The organism is Aestuariivirga sp. (genome assembly GCF_020252395.1).
In the GTDB taxonomy this organism is placed as follows: domain Bacteria; phylum Pseudomonadota; class Alphaproteobacteria; order Rhizobiales; family Aestuariivirgaceae; genus Aestuariivirga.
Genome location: NZ_JADCDB010000002.1, coordinates 266,171 through 278,896, shown reverse-complemented (window position 1 = coordinate 278,896; position 12,726 = coordinate 266,171). Strand labels below are relative to the sequence as shown.

Here is a 12,726-nt window from a genome sequence, read left to right as displayed (position 1 = left end):
GCTCATAGGTCACCTGTTCAATCTTGAGGAGAGCCCGGCAAAGCGGGCGCGCAAATCAGGCGCCGCTGCAACCGCGAGGGCTGCAACCGTCTCAGACTTGCTCTTGGTTTCGTTGTCCTGCGCGTCGGCAAGCGCTGTTTCGCTTTGCTCCCGCAGGATGCCTTCCGGAATGCGCTGGACGTTCAGGGAATAGCCGATCGCCATCGCGAGGGCCTCGCAGTCGAGGTAGTGGTTCTGCCTTGAGCGCTGCACCCATTGCGGCTTGCCCGTGGCAGAATCAACGACCCTGACCTCGGAGACAAGCTGCCTTGCGTAATCCTCGTCAATGTCGTCGGGAACGATGAAGGATCCCGGCTGATCGAGCGGCGTGCGGATCCGCGAGACCAGCAGCGATTTGAAGAAGTCTGTTGAGAGCCAGACGAGATTGATCGAATAGGCCGCCTGCTTTCCCTTGGGCGTCACCTCGATCTTCGACACCCGGTAAGGCGGTGACATGGTCGCGCGCCCCTTGGTGGGCGAGACGAGCCAAGGATAGCGCCGCGTGAACTCATAGACCTTGTGCTCATCGCCACCGTCGAGCTTGTTCGGGCGAAACCCGGAATCGATGAACACCCGCTCGATCTGCAGCCCCGCAATGGGTGTCAGCATCAGATCAGCAAGCGCGTTCCAGACCTCGTCGTCATCGGTGGGGCCGAACAACTGGCCCCGGTCGATGAGCCAGGACCGGCCGCGCGAGCCAAAGCCGCGGATCGTGTAGTAGAGCGACAGTTTCTGCACATCGACCGCCATGCCGAGGCGCAAGACGCCGTCGGGCACCTCCTTCATCTGATAGGGTGCACGCCGCTGGAAGATCTCCTGCCAATCGAGCGCATCGCGCCCCGAGGCGGGCGTGTAGCATTCGCCAAAGCCGGCATTGAGTGCGGTCTGCAGCTGGTCGGGATCGCCGGATGCAAGAGCGCGGACGCAACGTTCGACCCTTGTGCCCCAGGTGACGAAGGGGCTTGCAAGCCCGCTCGTCCAGAAACTTATCACCGCATTCGCGGGCGGGTGGCCCCGTACCTCTCCATCCTCGATCCATTGACCGGGTGCCACGTAGAGCCCCCGGGCGTTCATCTCCGTCTTGTCGTCGTCGTGATGGAGGCCACTACAATGCGGGCATTGCAGCTGCGACGCTTTTGAAGCCTCCGCCGGCGTGGCATTCTCCGGCCAGCGCATTTGCTCGAAGCGCGGCACGAAATACTTCTCGCAGTGAAGGCAGGGCCAGCAGAAGTGGTGGCGCGTGCCGGACTGCCAGAGCTTCCAGATGGCGCTTTCGACTGCCTCCGGATCCCCGAGCTTCCAAAAGGTGAGCCCGCTCTTCCTATCGAGTTCTGTTTCGATCAGGCCACGTGACGGTGTCGATGTAATCGCCGTGACAAAGTCGGCATAGGTTTCGCCGCGGGCTTCGACGAGCCCCAGCGGATCGCCTTGGCCTTTTACGTTCGCCAGCATCTCGTCGTATTCGTCGACCAGGGCCAGAGCCGCCGGGCTTGATTTGAGGCCTGCCGAGGATCCTGCATGCGCAAGTCGCACCGGAACGCCGGCCACGACCTTCAGGGTCTTCTTCATGCGCCGCCCGCGCACCACCTTCGCCGCCAGGGTCTCCGCCTCATCGAGAAGACTCATCAGCCGTGGTTCGAACTGGTCGGTCAGAAAATCCCGGATTGGACCCACATAGAGGATCGGCGCGGGGCGCTGATCAAGCCGGGCTCCGATGATGTCGAGAAGCCCGTCCGTTTTGCCCATCTGGGCGCCGCAGACCATGACGACCCGCTTGTGATGGCCGGCATGGACCGCCCGCACCACCGGAATGACATAGGGCGTGATCGAGGGATCACGCGGGCCCGGTAGACCTGAGGTCTCCGGATAGACCCTGTTGAGGCGCGCCCATTCGTCGGGCGGCAGCCGGGGCGCCGGCCGCAGAATGGCTTCGGCCAGCCTCCAGGCTTTCAGCCTTTTGAGCGGCTCGCTCGGCAAGGCGCGTGAGGACACCATCGATTTCCGCTTCAACTTTCTGACGCTCGTCGATGATGCGGGTCAGCCGCGCGGGAAGCCCCGCCAGTTCCGAGCGCACGAGGCCTGCAAACTCCGCCATGTCAGTGAGCGCATCCTCGACCGGGATCAGGTCACGCGAGCGCTCGGCAATCCGAAGTTCGATCTCCAGCGCCCTTGCATCGCGCACCCGGCTGTCAGCGGCTGACTTGGTCGAGCGGCGCTCATCGTCCTTCAGGTATCTGAGATACCCTTGCACGGCACCCACGAGTTGCACGGCGCCGCGCTTCTCCGGCTTCGGTATGAAGCCCTGTTTGACGAGCTGCCGGATGCGCTCTTCGGAGATCATCAAAAGCCGTGCTGCCTGGCCGATGGGGATGAGACCTGCATGTTCAGCCATATGCCCCCGCCTCCGGCAGAATGATCAGAAACAATAGGATTACAACGCTATTCCGCTTGTCTTCTCCCGAACATGAAGCATTCATGGCCCCAACAAGGGAGGCACATGATGCGCAGACGGGCATGGGACAACAGAAAGGCGATCGACGCCTTCATCGCGAAGAAGGCGGAAATTGACACGATGCTCACGAGGATCGCGAAGCTGAGCGAGGACCACTTCGGCGCGGATCCCGACAAGGTGAACTGGGGCGATGTCGGGACCCTCGAGGACCACGCCCGCAATCTCCGGCGCATCACCGACGCCGCCTTCAAGGAAGGCGAACACGCCGAATAGCTGCTCGCCCAACCAAGGGCTCCGCCCCGCCTCAAATGCGGGGCTTGGGGTCGTAGGAACCGGCAGTCCCGCCGCTCCGGAAACCCTTGATGGAGCAGATCCATGATGAAACTCACCGACACCGAACAGGTCATCCTCACCGCCGTCGCCCGGAACAACGGCACCGTCCCAACCCGCGAACGGGCGAGGTCAAAGGCCGATGCCCGTGCCTATGGCGCGGCAATTGCCAGCCTCATCAAGAAGGGCATCCTTGAACCGCGCGGCCCCGCCCGTGATGGCGACTACGCCAAGGACGGGCAGAAGCTCGTGCTGGCAAAGCCCGAGACCGAGGACAAAGCGCCGCATACGTCTGAGGCTCCAAAGGAACTTAAAGTCCGAAAGGGCACGAAACAGGAGCTGCTCATCGAGATGCTGAAGCGCAAGGCGGGTGCCACCATCGATGAGATCGTCACCGCCACTGGATGGCAACGGCACACTGCGAGGGGTGCAATGGCCGGAGCGTTGAAGAAGAAGTTAGGCCTCACCATCACGTCCGAGAAAGACGAGAGCAGAGGCCGCGTCTATCGCATCAGCTGATCAGAGACGGCGAACCGGAACCGAAGCCCGCACCAGATGCGGGCTTCATGTGTTCGATGCCCGTGCGTTGAAAAGCCGCCGCAGCACATAAGACCTCGCCAGCGAAACGATGGTGAAGATTAGACCGATGGCCAGAGTGTCGCTGAGCGATGCGCCAAGATCGAAGAGCGGAAAGACCAGAAGTTGCGTGATAACCGCGACTCCATAACCCACGACGATGTTTGCAACCGACTCGGCGAGTGACATCAGCCGCGTTTGCATCAGGCTGCATCCTTCGCAAGGCGCGGGGATTTGAGATCATCAAAGAGGCGGTCCCCGCCATCGAGGACTGCCTTGTTTCCAGTGTAGTCCTGCCAGCGCTGGACGATGACATCGACATATTTCGGATCGAGTTCCATCAGCCGGGCCGACCTGCCTGTGCGCTCTGCAGCAATGAGCGTGCTGCCGGAGCCACCGAAGAGGTCCAGGACGATGTCCCGGCCTTTTGAGGAATTGGTGATCGCCCGCTCCACGAGTTCCACCGGCTTCATTGTGGGATGGAGATCGTTGACCCGCGGCTTGTCCACAAACCACACGTCGCCCTGGTCGCGGGCGCCGCACCAGTAGTGCTGGCTGCCGTCCTTCCAGCCATAGAGGATCGGCTCGTACTGGCGCTGATAATCAGCGCGCCCGAGCGTGAAGGTGTTCTTGGCCCAGATGACGAAGGTCGACCATTTGCCACCCGCATCGGTGAAGGCCTTCTGCAACGTATGGAGTTCCGATGAACTCATGCAGACGTAGCAGGCACCTTTGGTTACCATCAGTGTGTTGACCATGGCGTCGTAGAGAAACTGGGAAAATCTGTCACCCAGGGCATCGTTCAGAATGCGCCGGTCCTTGCCGCGCATCTTGTCCTTTGCGCTGTTGCCATAATCGACATTGTAGGGCGGATCTTGCCAGCACATGTCGGCCAGCTGGCCGCCCATCAGCTTCTCCACGTCTGTCAGCACGGTGGAGTCGCCGCAGAGCACCCGGTGGTCGCCGAGTATCCAGAGATCACCAGGCTTGCTCAAAGGCTCCACGGGCAGCTCCGGCGCTTCGTCCGGATCGGTCAATCCATCGAGTTGTTCGGCGCCCAGAAGGCGGTCGAGGTCCTCCTCTTCAAAGCCGGTGAGTCCGAGATCGAAACCATCGAGTTTCAGGTCGCCGAATTCGAGCCTCAGCAGCTCATCGTCCCAATCGGCATTCTCATGCGAGCGATTGTCCATCAGGCGATAGGCGCGCGCCTGGGCGGGGCTCAAACCTTCGGCCACATGCACGGGCACAACCTTGAGGCCGAGCGCTTTGGCAGCTTCGAGCCGCGTGTGCCCGACGATCACCACCATTTTTTCGTCAACAACGATGGGCTGGCGGAAGCCAAACTCGGCGATAGAGGCTTTGACGGCATCGATGGCGGCCGTGTTGTTGCGCGGGTTGCGCGCATAGGGGACGAGCCGGCCGACCGGGATTTCAGTGACGATCATGGAGCCCCCGGTTCAAGATGGAAGTGGCGGATTTTCGGGGCTTTCAGGCGCCCGAAATCAAAACAAAACGGAAAAACGAAACCAGAAAAAACACGCGAATATCGGGCGGCGGCGGCAGCGCTACTCAGAAGTCCGCAATGGGGCTCCTAGCCCCGCCCCCCTACGCAGCACTACGATTGCGCTGGGCACCGCGGAACCCCGCTCCAGTCAGCACCAGTGCGATCAGACGCTCACACTCACGCAGCACGCGAGGATGCTGATCGGTCCACGCGGCATACGCTTCGTCACGCAACATTTCGACAGGGACCGCAGGACCCCATAGTTGCTCGATTGGAAAGCGAGCCTTACCTTTGCGCTTGAAGGCGCCGTTGCCGTAACGGTTGACCACGAAGGCCGAGCGGAAGGTCTGCGCACGTCCCCAGATCTTGGCACGCACACCGTAGGAGAACTGCTTGGCGCCGAAGAAGGACAGCGGCAGATGCCGGCCGGTGCCAGCGGTCGTGGTCGAGAGCGTGGCACGTGTCGCACCCTTGAAGCGCATCGCTGCATTCACGGCACCGCGAGGGATCGAGGACTGGAGGCTCAGCGCACGGCGCATCGCCGTGAAGGATTTGCGGCCTTCCTTGTTCAGCGCCATCGAGAAGGCACGGCGAGCTTCGCCTTCGCCCAGACGGGTGCAGGCAGCTTCAAAGCGGATCCGCACATCGTCTGCCTCGAGGAAGACGACACGCATCTTCGACACCTCCGGAAAAAGAAAAGGCCCGGAGGGGTTATCTCCGGGCACATTTCTAAGCATCCAATAACGGAACTTTTAGTCGCGTTTCGGTTGATCGTCAAGACGTTTTCGCAATATAAATCAACATGATAACTCCTGCGCACTGGTGCGAAGCGCATCGTAGTCCTGTCGTGTGGATAACCTCACCCCAGGCGGAACACGCGCACCAGAGCGTTGAGTGCGACGCGCAGATTTCCGATATCTTCCGTGTCCCAGTGCTGCACGTCCTCGTCGGCGCAAATCACCCGGTAGACGAGGAAGGTCGGCCGGCGTCCGGGTGACAGCCGCTGCTCGCGGTCGCATTCGTCGAGGACTGCGGTGGCGTCGGCATAACGCCGCTTGACCTTTTCGATCACCTCAAGCACTGGCTCGCTGGGGCTGGCGCCAAAGATTCCCTCGTTGATCAGAAGCCCTGTGACCGAGCTCGGGCTCGGCATTGGCAATCCGACGGTAACGTTGTGCCTGAGGTAGAGGTCGGCAAAAGCGACACCGGCCTGGTACTGCACGTCGCTGATCAACCCCTTGAAGGCGAGCCGTCCGAGTGCGGTGCCAAGGCGTTCATCACGCGCTTCCTTGCCCGACACCCCGAAATGGCGCTTACGCGCATCGAGCACGGTCGACATGGCCTCGCGCTCTGTTTCCTCGCGCATGCGCTTGCCGCAAGGGTAGCGTTTTCCAGGTTTACGTTTTCTTCCACGAACCATGGTTCAGATTCCTTCCTGCTGATGTTGGGTGACGACTTCGCGGAGCACGGCCGCGTAGCCTGCGATGTCGGTGATGGAGTCGGCGTGAGCGGGATCGTGCGCGAGACGCGCAAGCTTCAGATCAATCAGGCAGAGGGCGACGGTTGCGGGGGTGACGGGCGTGCCGAGGGTCACCGACCAGCGGGCCGCGATCGCCGCCATGGACGAGGCTGGGTGGCCATAGGCCACACGCCGTTTGGCAATGATGCGGGCGGCCTCAATGAGCATTGCTTCGCCGCTCATCACAGCACACCACCCTTGGTCTCAATGGCCCAGAGGAGGAGGGCGATGGCGTCGGCTTCGTTGTCGTCGGCAGGCGTGAAGCCGCGGGCGCGGACGGCTTCGATCACCGCCTGCTTGTCGGCATTGCCCTTGGACGTCACGTGCCGCTTGATGGTGCCGACAGGCACGCCCTGGTAGGCAAGACCGCGTTCTTCGCACCAGGCGGTGAGGCAGGCGAGGAAGCCGCCGTAAATGTGGGCCGCGTCGGTGGCCGCGTGGCGGCGCACTTCCTCGAAGTAAACGGCCTCGGGCAATCCGGTTGTCACGGCCAGCTGATCGAGCCAGTGACGAAAGCGGACGTAGCGCATGCCACCGCCGTCGTAGCGGCTGGGGCGGAAGGATACGGTGCCGCTGTGGGTCTCGTTCCCAAGCCGCAGCGCCCAGCCCATGCTGGTGCCGAGGTCGAGGGCGAGAATGGAGCCTGTCGCGGGGTTGGGTCTGGCGGCAGGCAGAGTCTGGGCATTCGAAGCCATGATGGTCTCCGTCATGAGGGTGATGGGGTGATGGATGGTCAGGGGGTGGCGCGCTGAAGGCAGCCGTCCGTCTGGATTGGGGGGAATGGATCTACTTACCCATCGTCCCACCAAACAGGTTCCCGGGAAGGTGCCATACCCAGCTTCAGCGGGTGGCACCTCCCCTTTAGGGGGAGAAATCCGTAATCTGAAATCTGCTCAAAGTCATTGATTTCACTAATGAACTCCAGATTGCGGAGCAGATTGCGGAAAGTTGTTTCCGAAATCTGGAATGCACCATCTAAGCCATTGAGAAAGCGACAGAAAATCCAGATTCCAGATTTCGGGGGCTGAGCAGATTTTGCGAAATCTGGTCCAGATTCCGGAAATCGGGGGGCAGATTTCGGAACCTTCCGCAAGGTACAGATCATGCCAGATCCTCCTCGCGGTAGACCCATACGGCGGGGTTCTCGACGGGCAGCACGGCACCGGTCTGGGTGCACTTGTAGTGGCTCGGCAGGACCGGAAGGAGCTCGGGCATGACTTCCCCGGTGGCAGGATCGACCTGGTCCTTGCCAGTACCGAGTTCCATCCCCTCGACACAGAGGTAGCCGTACTTGCTGCGCTCGGCGGCGAGACCAATTTCGGTGGCGGCGGTGCCGCGGACAAACTTCACAAAGCCCTTGGTGGTGAGCACTCCGAGTCGGTCACGGATGACCGTCTGTCCGCTGAGCCCAGCCTTGTTCTCAAAGGCCTCGGCAAAGCTGGTCATGGTGTAGACCTTGCCGTCGCGTGCCTCCTCATAGATCAGGCCGAGGATCACCTCGTTCTTGCGCATCCGCTCGGCGTCATGCCTGGCGCCCAGGTCCTTGCGCACGAGGCGCTCGTTCATGGGGTTGATCTCGACCCAGCGGCCGTTCTCCTTGTCGATCAGCTTGGGCTGAAGCGCCGGACCGTTGCGGAGTTCGATTTCCAGCCGGCGCATGGTGCTCTCTTCGTCAGGCCGGTGCATGAGCAGCCCTGAGGTGTAAAAGCCACGCAGCGCGCTGGCGCCCGACAGCGCCTGGAACGGATCCTCGAGAACAGCCTTGCGGTTCATCTTCTTGGTGTGGTGGGCGAGAATGATGCCGGAGTCGGGCGCCACTGCCTCACGCAGCCGCTCCACCCGTTCGGTCAGGAAGAACATCATCGCTGCGTTGTCATTCTCCCCGCCGCCGTCCTCGCCGCCGTCGAACAGGTTGCGGATCGGGTCGAGGCAGATAATGTCAGGCGGCGCGTCGGGGAAACGGACCCGCACGGCCTCAACCACCAGGGCGAGGCCCTTGTCGTCGAGGATCATGCGCAGCTTCGGGGTAGCGAACAGCCGGTCGCGCGCGCCCGTGATGACGCGTGCATCGAGACGGATCTGCTGCATGCGCTCGCGCAGATAGTGGTACTGGATTTCCGCCTGGAGGTAGAACACCCGCATTGCGCGCGGCGGCGTAAACCCGAGAAAAGGCACTCCAGCCGCCATGTGGGCGAGAAGGCTGATCAGGAAATCGCTCTTGCCCACCTTCGGTGCGCCACCGAGCACCAGAAGGCCACCCGGAGTAAGAACGCGTGGGGCAATGATGTCCTCCGGCATGGGCGAGCGGTCATCAAGCAACTCCCCCATTGAAAACACCGGGATCGCAGTGGCGGCGGAGGTTGCGTTCTCCTCAGCACGCAGCAGTGCCGGGCCGTTCTTCCTGACGTGCAGCGCCCAGAGGCGGTCGGCCTCCTGCTGCAGGCGTTCCGGCGGCCACGACGGGCGCAGCATGGCGGCGTTGTACTGGCAGATCGCTTCCCAACCATCATTCGGCGTCATCTTGCCGTCGTGGACCAGCCGGACGTAGTGGCCAATCGCAGCGCTCGCGCCTTCGAACCGGGTCCAGTGGTCCGTGCCGCCTTCATGCACCGGGGTGGTGAGAATGGTTTCGAGCGAAGGTTTGGCGCTTGCCTCTGGCGTGGGCTCCATGCCGACACCCGGCAATGCCGGCATGGCAGCTACCTGCTCAGCGAACTCCGCGAGTTCCACCTCAACCGGGTGATGGTCGCGGATCTGGACGAGCCGCTGGAAGCCGCCCTTGTGATAGACGGAACCGGCGACACGGATCGGCTGGTGCGCCGACCGGAAATGCGTGTCGCCACCCACCTTCATTGCGATGTCGCCGCGCAGGCGGCAGAGGGCTGCAAGATCCTCGCCGGTGGCGGCCTCGGTAAGCTTCCACCAGACATGCAGCTTGATGGCGCCCTCCGGCGTCCGGCCGCCGCTCTCGACCGTGAGCGTGGGTGTGCCGAGATGTCGCACGAGGTGCGCGAGCTTTGCCGGAATGTCGCCTGCATCGAGATCCACGACGATGGCCTGCATCTGCAGGACCTCGTGGGCACGCGCCTGGCCCTGGGCCGCCACGGTCCCCGGGATGACATAGAGGGCCGCACCCTCGCGCCACGCCCAGGTGGCGAAGGTCTTCAGCTTATCGAAGGCCGAGGCGTCAGCCTCGATCCAGATATTGTTGGGCTTGCCGTCCCGGCCTTGTCCCTTGTCGACGAAGCCGCGCACCGGGATCGGGCCTTCGCAATAGCTGAAGACCACATCCATAAACGTCGCCAGCTGGTCCGCATCGGGCTCGATGCCGAACGGGTCCTCCTGCGGCGCCGCGTCGTTGAAATCGCGCCATGGATTGAAGTGGATCACTTCGCCAGTGGTTTTGTCGTCATGATCATCGCTCATTGGGCCAGCCTCCAGCAGCGGTTGGCGTAAGCGCACATCCGGCACTCGAAGTGATCGCGGTCGCGCGCAATGCGCGGCAGCAAATCGCCTGCATCGGTGGCGCTCAGGATCCGCACGGCGCGGTCGCTCATCCGCTGCGCAAGCTCGGCGTTGAACGGCACCAGCTCGTGATGCAGCTCTGCAGTGTCCTTGTTGATGGCGGTAAACAGCGCCGGGTTCGATGCCAGCCCCGGAACGGAGGCGTCCATATAAGCTTGGTAGAGCGCGATCTGCGCCGCATAGACCGGCTTTGAGACCACCACCCCGTCCTTGACGCAGGCGCGCCAGTTCTTTGCGTTCATGGTCTTGCATTCCCAGAGCGCAGGCACGCCGAGTGACATGGGCTCGGGGGCGGCAGCAATGATGCCGTCGACATGGCCGCGGATACGACCACCCGCCACCGAGAAGCCGAACTGCTCACCATCGGGATCATTGCCCTTGCGGGTATAGAGATCGACCCCAGCCGCGCGCAGCCACTGGATTGCCAGATCCTCGAGCGCATGACCGATGGCGAAGATGCGCAGGGTCTGGCCGGGAAAGTCAGCACCATCGTCTCTCGGGGCGCCGGCAAACTCGAACTGCAGGGCGCGCTCGCAGGCGTGACCCACGCGCGATCCGCCGAGATATTCGCGGTAGGGACGCGTGTCGTTTTCATCGGTCAGCGCCGTATTGATGGCGTCGTTGAGGGCTTCCGCGAAACTGCGCGTGTGATTGTAATCGAGTGTCAAAATAGCACCTCTGGAAATTACTGCTTGTTGCCCGCGGTGATCTCGCGCATCGCGTCCTGGAAGCCGCCGATGGCGACTTCGATGAGGGTGAGGACCTGCGGTTCGCTGAGGTCGATCAGCTTGGTCTGCCAGCCGATCTCCTCCATGACCTCGGCCACTATCTGCATGGCTTGGCGCATGGCGGATTTTTCTTCCTCGGTGAGATCAACCATGGCGGAAGACCTCCGGGCCCGTTGCCAGAAGAAGGCCTGACAGGTCATGGAGCAGAACCACACCGAGGGGCGCGGCCGGCTCACACGCTGAGGCTCGGACCAGCCAAAGCCACGCGTCGGCTGCCGACACACTGCGCAGAGCGCGAAGCGCGGATGCCAGAAGGTAAACCGCGCACCGGCAGAGTTGGGTGATGGCGACATGAAGCTCCTCCATCACGCGGCCACCGCGAACCGGGCGCCCTTGGCCTCGCTGATCCGGGCACGAATGGCGGCAAGGTTGAACTTGAGGCTCAGCATGGCCGAGGCCTGGTAGCGGGTCAGGCTGTAGTCCATCCGACAGGTGGGAGGCAGGAAGGCGAACTGCCGCTCGGTCGGCGGCTGGCGCAGCCAGGCTTTGGTCTTGTGCGCCGACTCGTCCGTCTCATTGTTGTTGAGCCAGTCATCGGCGGCTGCGAGGCAGACGATGCTTTCGCCCACTCCCAGCAGGGCGGAGGGCTTGTTCCTGGCGCCGCCCACCGCATAACAGCGTCCGTCCTCATGGAAGACCCCAGCCCAAGCGGTGAAGCCGGCAGCCATCATGACAGAACCGTCCCCGTTGATGTCGACCCAGGCGAAGCTGGAGCGCGCCAGAAGGTCGATCTCCGTCATCACGAAGTGGCCGAGCGCTTCCGGGTCGCCTGCATCGCGCTCGCTTTCCCAGACATGGCCGCAGAGCGGGCATTCCATCACGGCGGCGGGAACCTCCGCCTCACAGGAGGGGCAGCACTTGGTGGGCGCCTCCCCTGTCGCCTGCCGCCCGTCCAGATCGACATCCTGCTCAAGCGAACCGTGGATGAGGCTCGAGGTGCCAAAGTCTAGGATGACGCAGTCGGTCTTGATCACGCCGGGGTATTCTTCCGCATTCACGGTCCGCAGGCCCCGCCCGACCATCTGGATCATGGTGGACTTGTAGGAAGACGGCCGGAGTAGCACAACGCAGGAGGTGGGCGGATGGTCCCAGCCCTCGGTCAGCACCGCAACATTGGCGATGACCTGGATCTCACCTTTGTCATAGGCAGCGAGCGTCGCCTTGCGGTCGGCATCGCCCATCTCGCCATGGACGAGCGCGGCGGAGACACCGGCGGCCTTGAAGGCGTCCGCCACGTTGCGTGCATGATCGACCGTGGAGCAGAACACGACCGTCTGGCGGCCGGCGGCCTTCTCCTTCCAGTTGGCGATCACCGCATCGGTAACGGGCGACTTGTTCATGATCGCGTCGACCTCGCCCATGTCGAAATCGGCCGCGACACGGCGCACCTTCTTCAGGGCATCCTGCACACCGACATCAATGACGAAGGTGCGCGGGGGCACGAGGTGGCCGGACGCGATCAGCTCGGCGATGCGGATCTGGTCCGCGACATTGTCGAAGACCTCGCGCAGGCCCTGTTTGTCGCCCCGGTTCGGTGTGGCGGTGACACCGAAGATCTTTGCAGACGGGTTCCGCTGCAAGGTGTGATCGATGATGCGCCGGTAGCTGTCAGCAACCGCGTGGTGCGCCTCATCAATGACCAGGAGATCAAGCGCCGGCATGTCGACAAGGTTCGAGGCGCGTGACAGGGTCGGTGCCATGGCGAACGTCACCTGGCCATCCCAGGACTTTGCATTCGCGTCGACGACAGACGTGGTGACTCCCGGATTGACGCGGCCGAACTTCGTCCGGTTCTGATCGGTCAGTTCATCCCGGTGGGCGAGGACACAGGCCTTGGCCTCGGTTCCGCGCACTACCTCGCCGGCAACGGCCGAGAGCATGATCGTCTTGCCGGCCGCCGTCGGAGCGACGCCCAGCGTGTTGCGGCGGGTGTTGAGCGCAGACAGGCTGCGCTCAACAAAGATCTTCTGACGGGGACGAAGCAGCATGGCGT

At 62.7% G+C, this 12,726-nt stretch carries 14 protein-coding genes; 2 read left to right on the top strand and 12 right to left on the bottom strand.

What is annotated here, in order from left to right; all coding sequences use genetic code 11:
• Positions 1-9: 9 nt before the first annotated feature.
• Positions 10-1,977, bottom strand: a complete 1,968-nt coding sequence (locus tag IOC82_RS02650) for a terminase gpA endonuclease subunit (protein WP_290544710.1) — start codon at positions 1,975-1,977, stop codon at positions 10-12.
• Positions 1,874-2,431 (bottom strand): hypothetical protein, encoded by a 558-nt coding sequence (locus IOC82_RS02645; protein WP_290544615.1) that lies wholly within the window; start codon positions 2,429-2,431, stop codon positions 1,874-1,876. The genes IOC82_RS02650 and IOC82_RS02645 overlap by 104 nt, the downstream gene beginning before the upstream one ends.
• 105 nt (positions 2,432-2,536) lie before the next feature.
• Between IOC82_RS02645 and IOC82_RS02640 the strand changes: the two genes are divergently transcribed.
• Both IOC82_RS02640 and IOC82_RS02635 read left to right on the top strand, forming a co-directional pair.
• Entirely contained in the window at positions 2,537-2,764 is a 228-nt protein-coding gene (locus IOC82_RS02640) for a hypothetical protein (RefSeq protein WP_290544614.1), read from the top strand.
• A gap of 102 nt (positions 2,765-2,866) precedes the next feature.
• The gene (locus IOC82_RS02635; RefSeq protein ID WP_290544613.1) at positions 2,867-3,340 is read left to right on the top strand and encodes a DUF3489 domain-containing protein; all 474 of its coding nucleotides are present in this window, start codon (positions 2,867-2,869) and stop codon (positions 3,338-3,340) included.
• A gap of 45 nt (positions 3,341-3,385) precedes the next feature.
• On the opposite strand, the gene IOC82_RS02630 is transcribed toward IOC82_RS02635, so the two are convergent.
• From IOC82_RS02630 to IOC82_RS02585, 10 genes are all read right to left on the bottom strand, one after another.
• Positions 3,386-3,601 carry a hypothetical protein gene (locus IOC82_RS02630; RefSeq protein WP_290544612.1) on the bottom strand — a complete coding sequence of 72 codons (216 nt, stop codon included), beginning with the start codon at positions 3,599-3,601 and terminating at the stop codon, positions 3,386-3,388.
• The gene (locus IOC82_RS02625) at positions 3,601-4,842 is read right to left on the bottom strand and encodes a DNA modification methylase (protein WP_290544611.1); all 1,242 of its coding nucleotides are present in this window, start codon (positions 4,840-4,842) and stop codon (positions 3,601-3,603) included. The genes IOC82_RS02630 and IOC82_RS02625 overlap by 1 nt, the downstream gene beginning before the upstream one ends.
• Before the next feature lie 160 nt (positions 4,843-5,002).
• A complete protein-coding gene (locus tag IOC82_RS02620) occupies positions 5,003-5,575 on the bottom strand; it encodes a hypothetical protein (protein WP_290544610.1) in 573 nt (190 codons plus the stop codon).
• Between the two features lie 185 nt (positions 5,576-5,760).
• Positions 5,761-6,240: a hypothetical protein gene (locus tag IOC82_RS02615; RefSeq protein ID WP_290544609.1), complete on the bottom strand. Its 480-nt coding sequence runs from the start codon at positions 6,238-6,240 to the stop codon at positions 5,761-5,763.
• Between the two features lie 84 nt (positions 6,241-6,324).
• The gene (locus tag IOC82_RS02610) at positions 6,325-6,603 is read right to left on the bottom strand and encodes a DUF6378 domain-containing protein (RefSeq protein WP_290544608.1); all 279 of its coding nucleotides are present in this window, start codon (positions 6,601-6,603) and stop codon (positions 6,325-6,327) included.
• Positions 6,603-7,115, bottom strand: a complete 513-nt coding sequence (locus IOC82_RS02605; protein WP_290544607.1) for a hypothetical protein — start codon at positions 7,113-7,115, stop codon at positions 6,603-6,605. The genes IOC82_RS02610 and IOC82_RS02605 overlap by 1 nt, the downstream gene beginning before the upstream one ends.
• 406 nt (positions 7,116-7,521) lie before the next feature.
• Positions 7,522-9,846, bottom strand: coding sequence for an AAA family ATPase (locus tag IOC82_RS02600; protein WP_290544606.1), 2,325 nt, complete (start codon positions 9,844-9,846; stop codon positions 7,522-7,524).
• A complete protein-coding gene (locus IOC82_RS02595; protein ID WP_290544605.1) occupies positions 9,843-10,613 on the bottom strand; it encodes a hypothetical protein in 771 nt (256 codons plus the stop codon). Before IOC82_RS02595 ends, IOC82_RS02600 begins: the two co-directional genes overlap by 4 nt.
• Positions 10,614-10,630: 17 nt before the next feature.
• A complete protein-coding gene (locus IOC82_RS02590; protein ID WP_290544604.1) occupies positions 10,631-10,825 on the bottom strand; it encodes a DUF6511 domain-containing protein in 195 nt (64 codons plus the stop codon).
• Positions 10,826-11,038: 213 nt separating this feature from the next.
• Positions 11,039-12,721, bottom strand: a complete 1,683-nt coding sequence (locus IOC82_RS02585) for a DEAD/DEAH box helicase (protein WP_290544603.1) — start codon at positions 12,719-12,721, stop codon at positions 11,039-11,041.
• Positions 12,722-12,726: the final 5 nt, after the last annotated feature.